The 17453-nt window shown below is 47.6% G+C and carries 14 protein-coding genes and 1 rRNA gene; 10 read left to right on the top strand and 5 right to left on the bottom strand.

Translation table 11 applies throughout. The annotated features are described in order from the left end of the window. Positions 1-41: 41 nt before the first annotated feature. Positions 42-671 carry a redox-sensing transcriptional repressor Rex gene (locus tag H1S01_RS07920; RefSeq protein WP_188039556.1) on the bottom strand — a complete coding sequence of 210 codons (630 nt, stop codon included), beginning with the start codon at positions 669-671 and terminating at the stop codon, positions 42-44. A 137-nt stretch (positions 672-808) separates the two neighbouring features. Then, entirely contained in the window at positions 809-1516 is a 708-nt protein-coding gene (locus tag H1S01_RS07915; protein WP_188039555.1) for a phosphoribosyltransferase, read from the bottom strand. A 215-nt stretch (positions 1517-1731) separates the two neighbouring features. Between H1S01_RS07915 and H1S01_RS07910 the strand changes: the two genes are divergently transcribed. Beyond that, entirely contained in the window at positions 1732-3039 is a 1308-nt protein-coding gene (locus H1S01_RS07910; RefSeq protein WP_188039554.1) for a globin-coupled sensor protein, read from the top strand. Between the two features lie 101 nt (positions 3040-3140). On the opposite strand, the gene H1S01_RS07905 is transcribed toward H1S01_RS07910, so the two are convergent. Then, the gene (locus H1S01_RS07905; RefSeq protein WP_188039553.1) at positions 3141-3371 is read right to left on the bottom strand and encodes an LPXTG cell wall anchor domain-containing protein; all 231 of its coding nucleotides are present in this window, start codon (positions 3369-3371) and stop codon (positions 3141-3143) included. 323 nt (positions 3372-3694) lie between these two features. Between H1S01_RS07905 and H1S01_RS07900 the strand changes: the two genes are divergently transcribed. From H1S01_RS07900 to neuC, 7 genes are read left to right on the top strand one after another with little or no spacing between them, the layout of a single operon-like run. Continuing rightward, complete coding sequence (locus H1S01_RS07900; protein ID WP_188039552.1) at positions 3695-4705, top strand: NAD-dependent 4,6-dehydratase LegB; 1011 nt, start codon at positions 3695-3697, stop codon at positions 4703-4705. Next, entirely contained in the window at positions 4702-5880 is a 1179-nt protein-coding gene (locus H1S01_RS07895) for a LegC family aminotransferase (protein ID WP_188039551.1), read from the top strand. The genes H1S01_RS07900 and H1S01_RS07895 overlap by 4 nt, the downstream gene beginning before the upstream one ends. A 48-nt stretch (positions 5881-5928) precedes the next feature. Further along, on the top strand, positions 5929-7020 hold the full coding sequence (gene neuB, locus H1S01_RS07890; RefSeq protein ID WP_188039550.1) for an N-acetylneuraminate synthase: 1092 nt from the start codon (positions 5929-5931) through the stop codon (positions 7018-7020). Continuing rightward, on the top strand, positions 7021-7677 hold the full coding sequence (locus H1S01_RS07885) for an acetyltransferase (protein WP_207732248.1): 657 nt from the start codon (positions 7021-7023) through the stop codon (positions 7675-7677). Then, positions 7670-8722 carry a nucleotidyltransferase family protein gene (locus H1S01_RS07880; RefSeq protein WP_188039549.1) on the top strand — a complete coding sequence of 351 codons (1053 nt, stop codon included), beginning with the start codon at positions 7670-7672 and terminating at the stop codon, positions 8720-8722. Before H1S01_RS07885 ends, H1S01_RS07880 begins: the two co-directional genes overlap by 8 nt. Further along, on the top strand, positions 8719-9420 hold the full coding sequence (locus H1S01_RS07875; protein ID WP_188039548.1) for an acylneuraminate cytidylyltransferase family protein: 702 nt from the start codon (positions 8719-8721) through the stop codon (positions 9418-9420). Before H1S01_RS07880 ends, H1S01_RS07875 begins: the two co-directional genes overlap by 4 nt. 36 nt (positions 9421-9456) lie before the next feature. Further along, on the top strand, positions 9457-10620 hold the full coding sequence (neuC, locus tag H1S01_RS07870) for a UDP-N-acetylglucosamine 2-epimerase (protein WP_188039547.1): 1164 nt from the start codon (positions 9457-9459) through the stop codon (positions 10618-10620). 174 nt (positions 10621-10794) lie between these two features. On the opposite strand, the gene H1S01_RS07865 is transcribed toward neuC, so the two are convergent. Together H1S01_RS07865 and H1S01_RS07860 are read right to left on the bottom strand one after the other, a co-directional pair. Continuing rightward, positions 10795-12180, bottom strand: coding sequence for a B12-binding domain-containing radical SAM protein (locus H1S01_RS07865; RefSeq protein WP_188039546.1), 1386 nt, complete (start codon positions 12178-12180; stop codon positions 10795-10797). A gap of 338 nt (positions 12181-12518) precedes the next feature. Next, on the bottom strand, positions 12519-16334 hold the full coding sequence (locus tag H1S01_RS07860) for a dynamin family protein (RefSeq protein ID WP_188039545.1): 3816 nt from the start codon (positions 16332-16334) through the stop codon (positions 12519-12521). A gap of 216 nt (positions 16335-16550) precedes the next feature. Here H1S01_RS07860 and H1S01_RS07855 point away from each other — a divergent pair, with 216 nt between their 5' ends. After that, positions 16551-16691: a hypothetical protein gene (locus H1S01_RS07855; protein WP_188039544.1), complete on the top strand. Its 141-nt coding sequence runs from the start codon at positions 16551-16553 to the stop codon at positions 16689-16691. Between the two features lie 420 nt (positions 16692-17111). After that, positions 17112-17453 (top strand): 16S ribosomal RNA (locus H1S01_RS07850); the annotation flags it as partial.

Below are 17453 nucleotides of genomic sequence, written 5' to 3'. Positions count from 1 at the left end.
CACGTACGAAAGCCAACGTACAAAAAGCAGTATATCAAAGCTTACCCGCGCATACCGAGATTGAAGCTCAATACTTCCAGGTTAACGGTTAAATCGATATTGCGTACCTCTACGTGAGGGGGGGCGCTGAGAACAGTTGGAGCAAAGTTTATGATCGAATCGATACCAGCGTCGACAAGATACTCACAGACCCGTTGGGCTGACGCAGGAGGCACGGTGATGATGCCGATCTTCACACCCTGTTCTTTTATTGTGTCATTTAATTGCTTTAATGGAAGCACGGGCAGACCGTTGGGAAGGTGGCCTTGCTTTTTCGCGTCCGAATCGAAGAGTGCCACCACGTTGAAACCGCGGTCCTGCAAACCCCGGTAGGAGGACATGGCCATGCCCAAATGGCCGGCCCCGACGATGATGACAGGCCAGGTATGGTTGACGCACAGGAGTTTGTCTACTTGAGCGCCCAGTTCCTTAACGCGGTAGCCGACGCCCCGAATTCCGAATTCTCCAAAGTAAGACAAGTCTTTGCGCACCTGTGCTGACGGGATTCCGACAGCTGCGCCGATTTCATCGGAAGATATTATGTCAATGCCTTTGCTGCTGGCTTGGTTTAGAAAGCGAGAGTACAGGGACAGCCGAACGACGGTAGGTTCGGGGATCTTTAACATCTTCATAGCGGGTAACCCTCCGGATACTCTTTATTTCTATGTCTCGCGTCTAACTTTTAGTATAATACAAATCACTAGTGTTTCAAAGTACAGTGAAGGCAATTCCCACTAAGAATGTTATTATTTCCTTACACAATACTTCATCAAGCGAAAAAACCGGGCCTTGGAAGGGACTGATTGACTTCTTCTAGAAGCTTTCGAACAGATTCGTCCGAGGTTTGCCCAAAGTCCACGTAGTAGGCCCCGACAGCCTGAAAGTCTTCCGGGGCTAGCGGGCAGATGATTTGATCGACCGATTCGGAGAGGGCTTCCAGTACATCGGGCGGTCCGACCGGCAGTGCAACGGCCAGGTAAGCCGGCTCATGACGGAGGATACTTTTAATCGCCGCCATCAGGGTATAGCCGGTGGCCACGCCATCATCGACGAGGAGTATCTTTTTCGATGTCACCGATCCTACGTTGAGGATAAAGGGATATTCCTTCTTCCGCCTGTCCATTTCAATGACCTGAAGCTGCCTGACTTGCTCGATATACTCTTCGTTGATTCCGAGATACGCGATGAGGCGGTCGTTCAATATGACGGAACCATCCGGTCCCACGGCACCGATGGCGACCTCTTCCTGTCCGGGGGCCCCCAATTTCCGGGGAGTGATGAGAGCGAGCGGACTGCCTAGTTCTTTAGCGATCGGTGCGGCCGTTTCCACACCGCCTCGAGGGATGGCGACAATCACATCAAAGGTCAGCCCTTGTTGTTTGATCCGCTCATACAGAAGACGGCCTGCTTCGGCACGATCGGTATATTCTGTTGCCTGTAGGCCGCCAAACAGTATGGCTTTAGTATTATTATTCATAGACAAACCTTCTTTGCTGAATAATCCTATCTGAGTTTTTGCATAGGGAGAAGGAAAGCGACAATGGATATCGAAACAGTACCATATTCTGCTCTTCTTCCAAAATGATTTTATACCCAATCCGGTTTTACTTAGTAAAGGCAACCACCGGCCGGATGAATTCTCGATCATTGTAAGGCTAAGCATCATTAGGATTGAGTAGGGAGGTCCAGAATATGTTCTGGCGAAAAGCATCAGAGAATACGGGATTACGTCCTTATAGTGGACCGAAACCGACTATTGCAATTCAAAATCCCTCTTTTCAATTGTCTGTCCGTTTTATGAAGTTGAATCCGGAACAAATGGAACTGCTACAGGAAATCCGCCCGATTATCGAAAAGCATGTCGATGAGGCTGTCGACGTTTTTTACGGGCACCTGGGTTCGATACCGGAAATGCGCGAATTTATCACTCGACATTCTACGGTGGAACGACTGAAAAAGACGATGCGGGCTTACCTGCTGAGTTTGGCCCCGTTACGGCTCGACGACGATTACGCCGCCAACCGTCATAAAATCGGTGAGGCCCATGACCGGATCGACTTGCCGCCCTATTGGTATACCTCGGCTTATCAACTCTACTACAACTTTTTTATCCCCAAAATAATGGATGCCTACACCGATAAAGATCGAGCCAAAGCAGCGATCACGGCGTTACTGACGATTACCAACCTGGATCAGCAGTTGGTCATGAGCAGTTACCTAGATAGTTATACATCCGGCTTATCCAAAAAAGAGGAACTGGAAAAGATTCTGGGAGACTTGCAATCGTTACAGGAAAAGGTCAATGATGCGAGTCAAGGCTTAGCTGCCACAGCGGAGGAAACGGCTGCTTCTGCGGCTCACATGTCCTCGTCGGCAGAACGGATCACCCAGAACGTGTCTCAAGCGGCCAAACATACCGACCAAGTGGTCCACCTCGCCCAAAACGGGGAAAAACAGCTTCGAGAATCCGTTCAGGCGATTAAAGACCTGACTCAACTGATGCTGGATATGAAGAGCAAAATCTCTGCCTTGGACGAAAGTTCGGAGAAGATCTCCTCGATCGCGGAAGTGATCCAGGGAATCGCTTCCCAGACGAATTTGCTCGCTTTAAACGCCGCCATTGAGTCGGCTCGTGCCGGCGAACACGGCCGCGGCTTTAATGTGGTCGCTCAGGAAGTGAAGAAGCTGGCCAGCAGTTCTGAACAGTCCGTCCAAGAGATCGCCGAGATGATTCAGCTATCGCGCACCCACACGGCCGAAGTCAGCCAAGCGATGGAACAGAATTCCCACTCCATGGAGCGGGTCAACCAACTCGTCGATAAAGTGGTACAGGGCTTCACCCAGATCCTCGAGTCGATCGCTTCGAACCAGGAACAGATGCAACAGGTGACAGAAGAAGTGATGTCGCTCAGTTCGACGGCCCATGAGATCGAGAACGCCTCTGAGGCGGTAGCCCACTCGGCCGAAGATCTGTCCATGATGTCCCATCAGCTTTCCTAATTCCCGCATACCAAATTCTTCGCCGTCTAAGATATTGGTCGATTGAACGACCACGGAAGGTATTTATATGATTACATGATAAATGCCCCGGTGAGGCCAAGTTAGGCATCACGCGGGGCATTTTCCGTCTGAAACCGTGATGGTTCCCGGCGGAATCGCCGGCGCCAGAGGTAAAGTGCTGCACCCATAAAGACGAACCCGGCCAAGATCAACCAGAAACCGCGTTGATGGGCCAGTAAAGAGAGTATCTCCAAGGACGCCGTCCAGAGAAAGGATACGGTCTCTTTTACCAGAAAAAAGCCGAAGCGCCAGATTTCCGCATCCCAAGGCATACCTTTCTGCCCCCTCTTTTTGGGTATTCCTGCTTTATCCTCCAACCACCAGCGATGGTTCATAGTATTTCATCTTATTTCCTGAATAAATCATAAGGGATGACCTTTTAACTGTCTAGGGGAGAGAATCCCCGACTAATGTCGGAAAAGGGAAGCAGGGATTTTGCAGATCCCTTCGCTCATCCCAGCAATCGTACGGCTAACGTAAAGTTTTATTTTTAAATTGACGATAAATAATAATATAAGAAAGTCTTAACTATGAATCTCAATATATTAGAACAGTGCCCTGAAGAGTTTCTCATCAATATGTGGGGGTTTTGATTTTGACATTGAACGGGAAGAAAATCCTTGTTACAGGCGCAGACGGATTTATCGGTTCTCATCTTACCGAGGAGCTAGTCCGGCAAGGTTGCGACGTTCGCGCCTTTGTCTATTATAACTCCTTTAATTCGTGGGGATGGCTAGATGCCTCTCCCAAAGACATCCGAGAGAGTTTGGATGTCTTTTCGGGAGATATACGTGATCCTCACGGGGTGAAAAAAGCCATAACGGGCTGTGACGTAGTGCTCCATCTAGCTGCGCTCATCGCTATTCCCTACTCCTACCATTCGCCCGATACGTATATCGATACGAATGTAAAAGGTACATTAAATGTGGTACAAGCAGCTAGAGAATTAGAGATAGAGAAGGTCGTACATACTTCGACGAGTGAGGTTTATGGTACTGCCAAATATGTCCCCATCAATGAAGAACACCCCCTGCAAGGACAATCGCCCTACTCGGCAAGCAAAATCGGTGCAGATCAACTTGCTATGTCTTTTTACTATGCCTTTCATACGCCTGTCAGCATTATCCGCCCTTTTAACACCTACGGTCCCAGGCAATCGGCCAGGGCGGTGATTCCTACGATCATCTCTCAAATCGCCAGTGGAAAGAGAAAAATCAAGCTCGGTTCCGTAGAGCCGACACGCGATTTCAACTATATCAAAGACACCGTGAGCGGTTTTATCGCAGTCGCCGAATCAGAGCGTTCGATTGGCGAGGTCATTAATATTGGCAGTAATTATGAGATCTCGATTGGCGAAACGGTTCAACTCATCGCCGATGTGATGAGGGCTGAAATTGAGATCGAAACAGATCCAAACCGAATACGACCGGAGAAGAGCGAAGTGGAGCGACTCTGGGCCGATAATCGGAAAGCCAAGAGCCTTCTAGACTGGAGCCCTAGCTACGGTGGTCGTGACGGTTTTCAAAGAGGGCTCACCGAGACAGCAGCCTGGTTTACCGATAGAGAAAATCTGAAAGCCTATAAGGCAGATTTGTATAACATATGAATATGAGTTTAGATATCGACAGCGTTCTTCAAAAGTTAAAAGAGATACTGCCCGGCGAGAAAGAATTCATCGGACTCCATGAGCCTTGTTTCGGTGGAAATGAGTGGGCCTATGTCAAAGAGTGTTTGGATACCGGATGGGTGTCCTCGGCAGGCAAATATGTAGAGAAATTTGAATCGATGCTCGCAGAATATACAGGTGCCCAAAAGGCTGTCGCCGTCGTCAATGGAACCGCTGCCTTGCACATCTGTCTCAAACTCGCCGGCGTCGACTGCGGCGACGAGGTGATCATTCCTTCGCTAACCTTTGTGGCTACGGCCAATGCCGTCATGTATTGCGGCGCCGTTCCCCACTTCGCCGATGTGGAGGAAAGCACTCTCGGTTTGGATCCCTCCAAACTGGCCGATTACTTGAAAGAAATCGCTGAGAAGCGGGATGGAATCTGTCATAACCGCCTTACCGGACGTGCCATCAAAGCCGTAGTTCCAATGCACACCTTCGGACACCCCGTAGATTTGGAACCGCTCCTCGAAGTCTGCCGGCAGTTCGGTCTTGAACTCGTGGAAGACGCTGCCGAATCGCTTGGTTCTTTTTACAAAGGACGACATACTGGCACTTTCGGACGATTGTCAGCGATTAGCTTTAATGGCAACAAAACGATAACGACCGGCGGTGGCGGAATCATCTTGACGAATGACGAAGAGTTGGCCAAAAAAGCGAAACATATGACCACAACGGCGAAAGTGCCCCATCGGTGGGCATTTAACCATGACATGGTCGGTTACAACTATCGGATGCCGAATTTAAACGCAGCGTTAGGCTGTGCACAGATGGAACAACTGCCAGATTTTTTGCGAAAAAAGCGGGATCTGGCCCAAAAATATCAGGCCCTCTTCACTGGAATCCATGGCGTTCAGGTCTTCCGAGAGCCAGCTTTTGCCGTCAGCAATTACTGGCTCAACGCGCTCATCATAGACGAAGAATTTGTCGCTCAGAGAGACGAATTGCTGGAAGCAACAAATGCCGTAGGGATACAGACACGACCCGTATGGACGCTGATGCATAGACTACCCATGTATCATCAATGCCCGCGAATGAACTTATCGGTTTCGGAAAAGTTAGAACAACGTATCATCAATGTACCCAGCAGTGTTATTATGTGTGAACTGAAATGAGCGGGATATTGAGATTTTAAATTTTTCGTAAGGAAATATGGTGAAGCAATGAACTACCGACGGATTTATGTCATCGCGGAAGCTGGTGTCAATCATAACGGAGACATGGACTTAGCGATGAAACTGATTGATGCGGCAGTCCAAGCCGGTGCTGATGCGATTAAATTTCAAACGTTTAAGACAAAGAATTTAGTTTGTGTTGATGCACCGAAAGCCCGCTACCAAAATGAGTCTGCGGAAAATAGGGAATCCCAATTCGCGATGCTGAAACGACTCGAATTGACGGAAGCTGCCCATTTTCAGTTGATGCAATACTGCGCAGAAAAAGGAATCGACTTTTTATCTACACCTTTTGATCTGCCCAGCTTATCTTTTCTAGTAGACCGCTTACATCTTTCCTGTCTAAAAATTTCCTCTGGTGACATCACAAATGGGCCTCTGCTGCTTGCAGCGGCCAAAAGGGGACATAAAATCATCTTGTCCACGGGAATCAGCACATTGAGTGAAATCGAGAGGGCTCTATCGGTTCTCGCCTTTGGATATATCGGTGATAAACAAGAAACGTCGATTGAAAACTTTGAACGTGCTTATTGTTCTTCCGAGGGGCAAGCATCGCTTATGGAAAAGGTTGTTCTGTTACATTGTACGACCGAATACCCTGCTCCCTTTGCAGATGTGAACTTACGGGCTATGGATACGTTGCGCAATGCCTTTGGTCTTGCTGTGGGATATTCCGACCACACTTGCGGTATAGCGATTCCAATAGCTGCGGCTGCCCGAGGCGCCCAAGTCATTGAGAAACATTTTACGATGGATCGTACCTTGCCGGGACCCGATCATAAAGCATCATTGGAACCGCAAGAGTTAATGCAGATGATTCAAGCCGTTCGTCAAGTCGAGGATGGATTAGGTACGGCTTTGAAAAGACCAGTTCCTTCTGAGATAGAAAATCGCCATATTGCAAGAAAAAGTCTCGTCGCTTCAAGGCCGATCCAAAAAGGGGAGAGCTTCAGCTGCGACAACATTTCTTCCAAACGGCCGGGAAATGGGCTTTCCCCCATGTTTTATTGGAATGTCATCGGTAAAAAAGCGAAACGGGGCTACGAAACGGATGAGAGTTTATCGGCAGAGGAGGTGTAGGTGATTAAACCTTCGCTGCTTTTAGGAATGGGTGGACATGCCAGAGTCTTACTGGATATCCTCGGAAAGCGCAGATGGCCACTTCTAGGCTTTATCGCTAAGGACGATCCAGGGCGGGAGGCTTTTTTGGCAGGTATCCCCGTTCTCGGTAACGACGAAAGTGTATATGAGTATCCGGCGAATTCGGTTTACCTGATAAATGGCGTAGGGACTACCGGAAAGAGTACGGTCCGAAGGAGCCTGTACGAAAGATTTATATCTTCCGGATACCAGTTTGCCACGATCGTCCATCCGTCAGCTCTATTGGCGGATGGGATCGAACTGGCAAAAGGATGCCAGGTTATGGCTGGAGCCGTCATTCAGCCGGGATGCTTTATCGGAGAAAATTCGATCATCAATACTAGGGCCGTTATTGATCACGACTGCTCTATCGGCAAACACGTCCATGTGGCTCCCGGAGCAGTGCTCTGTGGCGATGTGAAGGTAGAAGACAATGTCATGGTCGGTGCCGGGGCTACGGTCATTCAAGGGATATATATCGGTGCTGATAGTATTATTGCGGCAGGGGCTGTTGTCGTGAAGGACGTTCCTGCGAAAAGTGTGGTTATGGGCGTTCCTGCCAAAGCTTATTTGGGGGGGGTGAGCGGTTTTGGGTGAATGGAAAAAAGTATTGGTTAAACCGTTTAACACGATTTTAGAAACGATTAAAATCATTGATTCTGGTGCGGTCCAAATTGCACTGGTTATCAATGAACAGGGGGTACTGCAGGGAACAGTAACTGATGGAGATATCCGGAGGGGTATTTTAAAGGGAGTAACGCTGGACAAACCGATTGAGCTAGTTATGAATCGTACTCCTTTTATTCTAAAGAAATCCCTATCCCGTCAAAGCATGATCGAACTCACGAAGAACGTCCATGTTCATCAAATACCGATCGTTGATGAACATGGACGAGTCGTTGATTTGCTGTTAGTTCAGGATATTCTGAAACAAGAAAAGAAACGAGACAACTGGGTTGTTTTGATGGCTGGCGGATTAGGGGCCCGCTTGCGTCCGTTGACGGAAACAGTGCCGAAACCGCTGTTGAAAGTCGGAAACAAACCATTGTTAGAAACTATCATCGAGAATTTTATTCAATATGGTTTCCGCAAGTTTTATCTATCGGTGAATTATAAAGCCCATATGATCCAGGAATATTTTGGTGACGGCTCTCAGTGGGGTGCGGAGATTCGTTACCTTCACGAGAAGGAGCGGTTAGGTACAGCCGGGGCATTGAGTTTGCTGCCGGAATTACCGAAAAAACCGCTTATCGTTATGAACGGTGATTTATTAACGAAAGTTAACTTTGAACAATTGATGGATTTCCACGCAGATAATGATTCTCAAGGGACCATGTGTGTACGAGAATATGATTTTCAGGTTCCCTATGGGGTCGTTAAAATCCAAGGGCATACGTTGACTGGTATTGACGAAAAACCGGTTCAACGATTTTTCGTGAACGCCGGAATTTATGTTTTAAATCCCGAGGTGATCAAACTTATTCCGAAAGATACCCAGTTTGATATGCCTAGTCTTTTTGAAAAAATGATTGAAGAAAACCAAGCCACATCAGCTTTTCCCATTCGTGAGTACTGGATTGATATTGGTCACCTTATTGACTACGAAAAAGCGAATGGTGAATTCATGGAGGTTTTTGGATGATCGATGGGAAAACGATTTTAGCGATTATTCCCGCTCGGGGTGGTTCAAAGGGAGTACCTCGGAAGAACATACGCATCTTGGGTGATAAACCGCTGATCGCCTGGACGATCGAGGAGGCTAAAAAGTCAAAATATATTGATCGTCTCATATTATCTTCGGAAGACAGCGAAATCATTGCGACGGCGCAAGCGTGGGGTTGCGAAATCCCTTTTGTTCGGCCTCTGGAATTAGCGAAAGACGACACTCCTGGAATATCCCCCGTTCTTCATGCGGTGGAAATGTTGCCGAATTACGATTATATCCTATTGCTTCAACCTACGTCGCCGCTGCGCTCGGTTCAAGATATTGATGGCTGTATCGAGTGGTTTGAGAGTCGAAAGGATAAATTTAGCGCTTGTGTATCCGTTACAGAGGTCGAAAAAAGCCCTTATTGGATGTACAGTGTTGAGCTTGAAGGATCTATGAGCCCGATTCTCGATATGGGGGAGATGATCTTTCGTCGACAAGAATTAGCCAAAAGCTACTCCTTGAACGGTGCTATATATATAGCCGAACGTGATTGGCTGCTCGAACAAAAGAGTTTCTTAGGAAAGCAAACGGGTGCTTTTATCATGCCGAGGGAACGTTCATTTGATATAGATAGTGAATTGGATTTTATGTTATGCGAATTTGCATTGAAAGCCTTCGGACCATCGTAGCCTAGTCATAGTGTCTTTAATGAGAAAGGAAAAGACATGGTAAAACGAAAAGTTGCTGTCGTAACCGGCAGTCGTGCTGAATACGGGCTACTATACTGTCTAATGGATGAGATAAAGGCAGATCCCCTTCTGGATCTGCAAGTTATTGCGACAGGGATGCACCTTTCGCCGGAATTCGGCTTGACATATCGAAATATTGAGTCCGACGGTTTTGTAATCGACGCGAAAGTGGAGATGCTTCTCTCCAGCGACACTGTGGTGGGGATCACGAAGGCAGTAGGATTGGGTTTAATCGGTTTTGCCGATGTGCTTGAGCGATTGAAACCGGACCTTATGGTGGTCCTCGGCGATCGCTTTGAGATCCTCGCCGCCGTTCAGGCGGCGCTAATCGCTAGAATTCCTGTCGCTCATATCCACGGAGGGGAAGCTACAGAGGGATGCATCGATGATGCGATTCGCCATGGGGTCACGAAAATGTCACATCTACACTTTCCAGCCTCTGAAGAATATAGGCAAAGAATCATCCAAATGGGAGAGCATCCGGAGCGGGTATTTAATTTTGGGGCACCAGGCTTAGATAACATTCGTAGAATGAAACTTTTGTCCAAGGAAGAGTTGGAACAAGAGTTAGATTTTAAGCTGGACACGATCAACTTCATGGTCACCTTTCATCCGGTCACACTGGATCAGGGAGGACCATTAAAGTCGCTGAAGGCGCTGTTTGAGGCGTTGGATGATTTCTCGCACGCGAAAGTCATCTTGACATTGCCCAATGCGGATACGGATGGACGTGTGATCATTCAAGAGATCAATCAATACGCGAGGGTTAGGTCGGAACGGGTAAAAGTATTCACATCGTTGGGACAACTCCGGTACTTGAGTGCGTTAAAATATGTAGATGTCGTAATCGGAAACTCATCGAGCGGCTTGATTGAAGTCCCGATCTTTCGGAAGCCAACCGTCAATATTGGCGACAGACAAAAAGGTCGATTGCGTGCTATCTCGGTCATTGACTGTAATGACGACCGAGATAGCATCAAAAAGGCGATTGACATGGCATTGTCGCTGGATTTCCGCAAATCCTTGTCGGTAATAGAGTCTCCTTATGGGAATGGAGATGCCTCAAGAAGAATTAAGGAGATCATCAAAACAGTTGATTTATCGTCTCTGTTGAGCAAATCATTTTATGATTGTCGATAAACCCGTGGTTGCGAATCTTTGAGGTATCGACGTCAAATTTTATATAAGTAGATAAAAAGCTGTCCCTCAAAGTCATATAGAAAATGACTAGAAGGACAGCTTTTTAGTCTCACTGGTTGCTAATGGTGAATTTGAAGATAGGAGGGGAAGAATAGTCCTTTTTAAGCACAAAGGTTACGTTTGTCGAAACCCGCGAAAAGAAGCATCTTGATCAAAATAGAGCTTTCGAGCCAATTCCAGGTTTTGAGAAAGTTTATGCTCATAGTAGTTCGTCATGAGTTTTTTATTGGCTTCATAAAGCACCCGATGAAAATCGGCATCGCTGAGTTCGGTGAAGTTAACGGAGAGCAAATCCGAGTTGGTGTGTTTGTTTTCGTAGAAATCTTGACAATCCTTTAAAAGGCCTTTTTCAATAGCGTAGTAATATAAGGGAGAGCCGGGATAAGGCGTTACTGGACGTATAGTTCTCAATTGAGAATGGTCGTCATATTTCAACAAAAACTCGACACCAAGTCGTAACGATTCTTCATTTTCACCGATATTACCAAAAATAATGTTATAACCTGGGCTAATACCTGCTGCTAGCGTATTCTCGATGCCTGTAACGATTTGTTTGACCGTTAAGGCTTTATTCATTCGTTTTAGGGCTTTTTCATCCATAGACTCGATACCGTAATTGATAAATAGACAACCCGCTTCTTTCATGAGGCGAAGGACATCTGGTTTAGCATAATTTAATCTACCATTACAATTCCATTTAAACCGTAATCCCGATTTAATAAATGCTTCACAAAGCTCGATGGTCCTTTTTTCCGAACTCATCAGCAATTCATCAGAGAAGCCGATATAGGTGATGCCATAATCTTTTGAGAGGATCCCGATTTCCTCAAGGATACTTTCCGGTGAGCGAGCCCGAAACCCCTTATCCATGCGATAGCAAAAGTTACAAGTAAAAGGACAGCCTCGTCCCGATAAAACGGGCATCCACCGATCACTGTTGCGAATATGGGGTGCACGCATCAAAGAGTAATAATTAATAGGGAATATATCCCAGGATGGAAACAGGTGATCTATATTGGTAAGCAATTCTCGTTCTTTTGTTTTTATAAATTGGCCGCCTTCAAAATAAGCGATGCCATCAACAGAGGATAAGGATCTTTGCCCTTGAATGACCTCAAGCAATTCCTTAATGGTCCTTTCCCCTTCGCCGATGACGACTACATCTGCCTGAGTTTTTTGCAGGAAGTACTCCGGTTCAGGTGCGGGTCCATGTCCTCCAATAATATAAAAGGGGCGATTTTTAGATTGGTTTATGGCATCAGATATTTTCAATAGCTTTCGATATTGATAATATCCGCCAATCACACTGACACCGATTACATCATATTTTTCCCGGTTTAGTTTATCTAATAAGTGAGACTCTGGCCAATGATACATGTCTTGATTATATATTTCTACTTCTGCACCTTCATCTTGGCAAACCTTTGCGATGTATGCAAGTCCTTGGGGAAACCATGTAATGTAAGAGTCGTTATCATAGGCAATTAAAAGTATTCGCATTTCATTTCCTTTCTAACTCATACAAGAATTCGTTCTCCAAAAGATTTTTCGTGTTTATGCGGTCGCTTTTAATGAAGTAAGGTCAATGTTACATAGACTTATATATTCCTCAAATAGAATTCAGATACCAATATTTTCAACTTAGGCCAATTGATTATTTTTAAAATATTTCAATCTCAATCCCATAGGGTATTGTAACATAGATTACATAACAAACCAATGCTATTGACTGACGAACATTTAGCCCTTTTTAGCCAAAAAAGAGCGGACCCCTTCTGAGGGATCCGCTCTTGACTATTTAGTATCAATTGCAATCAGTCTTACGGAGTTATCCAACTTTATTTTAGTTCAACCATTTTCAATTGTTCATAGGTATTTTCTACAATTTTTAAATCAAAATCGGTAGTGAGTGCTGCCAACAATCCTGCATAATAATCGGCTACCGTTTGTAAAGTTGCTGCGTGGACAGTTTCTAATACTGCACGAAGTGACTCGGAGTAAGCATCCTTTACCACGTCGATTGCCTTAGACAAGTATACATCCACCGGCACCTGCAGAAGAGTTTCGAGGTCCTGCCGGAACTTAGCCCTCCCAGTCCCTTCAAAGAACTCTTTGGACGTCTTCACGCTGTTAAGCAGGGCACCTACAGAACTCGTGTTCGCCCGGAAAAGTCCCTTCGGCATTTCTGGTGTCGGCAAGTGAGCTGGTTCATAGTCCGGCAAGGCACAGTGGGAGGCGGTGGCGGTAACGACCCGGTTCAGTTTTTCTAGGTACTGACCGGCCCGCTTGTGGACGAAATTCTCCACGCGAAGGGAGGTGGCCCGTAATTCTTGTTCCAACTCTTTTTCCATCGTCTGCAACAGGTCATCGAGGCAGTGTTGAAACCCTTTTTTGGTAATATTGCCCCGGGCATCCTGCAGTACAGCGGGATTGAAGTAGCGGTCAAACATGTCGCCGAAACGGTAGAAGAGTCGCTGTTTTACATAATAGACCAGTTCATCGATTTCCTTGTGCAGCAGGTCCGCTTCGGCGGCAGTACCGACTCTATTGAGCGATTGCTCTAGTTCCATTCGGGACGCTTCGAAAGCTGCCCGTTTGATTCGGCGGGAGGTGGCATCGGTCTTAGCGGCAGCGATCACTTCTTCCAGGCTGGATAAAGTCCGTTGCATTTCGCTTTCGGCAGCCGATAAGGCCACCGCCGTTAGTTCATCGAGGGTGAAGTGGAAAAATTCCTCTTCAAATTGAGCAAAGCCTGATAAGTCGAGGCCTTTATCCCAGGGTAGCAGTCCATCACCAGGAGTTGCTTCTCCTCGTGCAGCCGATAGGGCGATGGTTCGCTGCCGGTAGGTCTTTTCCAAAGAGGACGTCATGGCGTCGCATTGTCCGAGTCGAGCCAGCAAGGCCGTCTGACTGGAGACGGTATATAACCGGGGTTGACGGATGCCGCAAGCGGCGACCCGTTCTTTGACGTGCTGTTTTACCGTCTCCAATTCATCGCTTGTTTTGGCTAAGTCGGCAGCATTGATCAGGAAGAACATCTTATCCATAGCGAAGCTGTCCTTGACACGTCCCAACTGGAAGAGAAAATCTTGGTCGGCGTGGGAGAAGGCGCTGTTGAAATAGGTGACAAAGAGGACCGCATCAGCATTTTTGATGTAGTCGAATGCGACACCAGTATGGCGAGCATTGATCGAGTCGGCACCGGGTGTATCGACGAGCATGATGCCATGGTCTGTCAGCGGGCAGCGGTAGTAGAGCTCAATCCATTCGACGAAACAAGCTTTCTCTTCACTGGCCACGTAATCATGGAACGTATCCAGGTCGATGATCAGTTCCTGACCGAACCGGTTCTCCACAGCCGCGATTCCCCGGGCGACGGCGTTGAGGAAGGAATAATGGGGCTTCGCCGTGGGGTGAATGTCGCCGGGAGAGATGTCTTGCAAACGTTCCAAGGCCTCGGCCATACTGGCGGCTTGAACGTCACAAGCTTTTAGGGAGTTCATTACATCGCTTTCAATGTCATCGGCCGTCTTCAACTGCACCCGGACCGTTCCATGAGGATAGTGGTCGTTCGGTGGCAAGATTTTATTGATCGCTGCCGTTGTTGGGTTCGGCGAAACCGGTAGCACCGGATGGCCCAATAAGGCATTGGCTACAGACGATTTTCCAGCGCTAAAGGCGCCGAAAAGAGCTACCGTAAAGATGTTCTTCTCTAGGCGTTCTGCTCGCAAAGTCAACGCTTCGGCGATGTGCTGAAAGCCAGGTAAAGAGGAGACGGCCGAAGCATAGGCATGGAGCCGAAGGCCTGTCTGATGCAACAGTGATGACGATGGGTGTCGTTTCGCGGTCTGAGCGGCTGGGGTGTTGTGATCATCGACTAGCCCTGTCCGAAGTGGTGCGGCATTTTCTTTTATCGCTTGACCAAGGCTGGTCAAAGAGCCGGCTGAAGAATCATTGGTAGCCTCAAGGCCTGCTTCCGCTTTACCTACCGTCTCCATTAGTGGGGCCAAGAGTTTTTCTATCGGTTCAGGCTTGGGGAGATCTTTTTGCAGCATCGTAAGTAGTTTTTCCCGGTACTGCCGGTCAAACTGGTCCATTTTTTCTAAGTTCTTGATAGCATCCATCAAGACGCTGAGGGGTTCCAACTGACGAGTCAGTTGTTCGAGCCGTTCTGCCAGGCCCTGTTTCGCCAGCCGGACGGCCTCTTCGGCATAGTACAAGGCTTCCCGGCGATACATAGCCTTGACTTCATTGGCTATATCGCGGGTGTAGTTATGAATATACTCGTTGCTGGCCACTGCTCCTTCGCGAACAGCGTTTACCATCAATTCGGGCCCCCAAGTGAGGCTGAAGGAATTGACTTTTTGTAAGTAATCGCTGTCGGCAGCGCCGTGTGCCTCGGGAACTTTTCCTAAGACATCACGCAAGTGCCACTCTAACTGGGTCGATACATGATGGCGAAAATCCTCATAAAGAGCATCCAAACGGACGGAAATCTCTTTTTTCGTTTTATCGCCGGAGAACAAAAAGCCGACTTTGAAGCCAGGGGCTCGGCTTTCCAGGTAACGCTGTGCCCGTTCCGTCGTCGTAAAGGGAGTAATCCGAGCGTTCTCCACGACTCGGCGGATCTCGCTGTCCAGTTCTGTTTGTAATTGCTCCGGTATACGGCGCAGGTTTTCGACCTGCCGGCTTAGGTCTTGATAGGTACGCAGGGCTTGTTCCAGGTTTTCTGTCTCCTCAACGATGGACTGAAGTTCCTGGCGCCGGTCGGCTTGCTGATCGGACTGTCGTCGGCTATGGTCTTCGATCAACTGCCGAGCAGCCGGCAAGACGGTGGCAATGAGGATCTCCTGTTCATGGAGGAAGATAGAGCGTAAATGAGCTTTTAATTGGTCCAGTTGATTTTCTGGGTGATCCGGCTCGGTCAGAGTGGTGAAATACAATCCGTTGGGCTGGATGTCCCAAGTGGCAAATCCGGCTTCAGAGCTACGCTTGAAATAGCCAAAATCAAGCTCGAAATCGCAATGCTTGTCGATCTGGTTGACGATGAGGTAGACGGGCTTTCCCCGTTCCCGCAGCCGTTTCGTGAAGGCAAAGTTGATTTCCGACTGGACATGGTTGTAATCCATCACATAAAATACGACATCAGCAGAGATAATGGCAGGATCTTCGGCTAAGCGCCGTGCTTTGTCGGCCGAATCGACCCCTGGTGTATCGATGAGTGAGACAGAGCCCTCGAAAAGGTCATGAGGTACCGTGATAACGACCCCATCGGTATTAGTCCCATCTACGCAATGGGACTGTACATCAGGGAGACTTGACGCGAGGTCAAGATCAACCGCTTCGCCAGTTTTCAAAAGCGCCCGGGCAGCCGGGGGGCCTGATTGAATGGAGACGATGTTTGCGCTAGAAGGTACGGGGCTCGTCGGAAGCACATCGTGGCCGATCAGCGCGTTGATCAAGGCAGATTTCCCGCCTGACACATGACCGCAAAAGGCGATGCTTAAGTGCTGTTGAACCAACTTCTGCTGTAAAGCTTCTAAGCCCCGGGCCGATGAGGTGTCGCCGGCCTGGAGGAAGCCTTCCGCCAGATGTTGAAAGCGGTCGACCAACGTGTTAAGAATCTCGATGTGAGACAACGGGCGGGATGTCATAAACCAGTACACCTTCTTACATACAATATGGAAAAGTGAGAAAAACTATTAGACAACTACGATTCTATCATTGTATCAGATATAAAAGAAATCCCTGATGTCAGATTTTTCTGTCATATAAATGTTATTTTTATCACTCCTGTCGTTGGTTGGCAGTTTCTTGTGTCGGATGGGTCGAAAGCCTCCTGGATATGCTAACGTCGGAGGTGATTGTAGATGAAAAACAATGCATCAGAGCAAGAGACATTGATCATTCGCGAAGTTGGTCCCGACGGTACACATACTCGTAAGTTAACAAACACTGTCGATATGGGTGCTGGTGAAACAAGCGAAGGCCAACCGAAAAAAGAGGGATAATCGTAAAACCTACACCACGTGAATTCCATAGAGATAGCAGTCTATGAAGCCTTGAAGTCGACTCGTTCGCAGACTCTTATTGTCCGGCCATCTCATTTTAGGGGATGGCTTTGTTTAAGGAGAAGTATAAAAAAATCGATTTGGAAAAAAATTATGCTTGCAATCACTTTAGACCTGTGCAATAATAGCAAACGTCGCCGATACAAGGCGGCGAAAACATCGACGAAAAGCTATAAGCTTGGTCGGATCTGGTCCTTGAAAATCAAACAGTTGTAAGCAAAAACGTGCGAAACCAAAGTTAATTCGGCCCGCGTAAGCGGGACGGACAACTTCTTACGAGTTGATGATTCTTCATATAAGAAGCATTAACTCGACAAGAAATTTTATCAATAAGAGCTTGACTCAAGCTTATCTACATTTTTTGTGGAGAGTTTGATCCTGGCTCAGGACGAACGCTGGCGGCATGCCTAACACATGCAAGTCGAACGGAGAGCGGAAGTTTCGATGGAAGCTCTTAGTGGCGGACGGGTGAGTAACGCGTGGATAACCTGCCTGAGAGTGGGGGATAACAGCCCGAAAGGGCTGCTAATACCGCATAACGTTGTCTGGGGACATCCCCGGACAACCAAAGGAGCAATCCGCTCTTGGATGGGTCCGCGTCCGATTAGCTCGTTGGTGAGGTAATAGCTCACCAAGGCGACGATCGGTAGCCGGCCTGAGAGGGTGAACGGCCACACTGGGACTGAGACACGGCCCAGACTC

Origin of the sequence: Heliobacterium chlorum (assembly GCF_014502795.1) — a bacterium.
GTDB classification, from domain to species: domain Bacteria; phylum Bacillota; class Desulfitobacteriia; order Heliobacteriales; family Heliobacteriaceae; genus Heliobacterium; species Heliobacterium chlorum.
The sequence above is the reverse complement of the archived record's forward strand: the minus strand, read 5'-3'. Positions and strand labels throughout refer to the sequence as shown.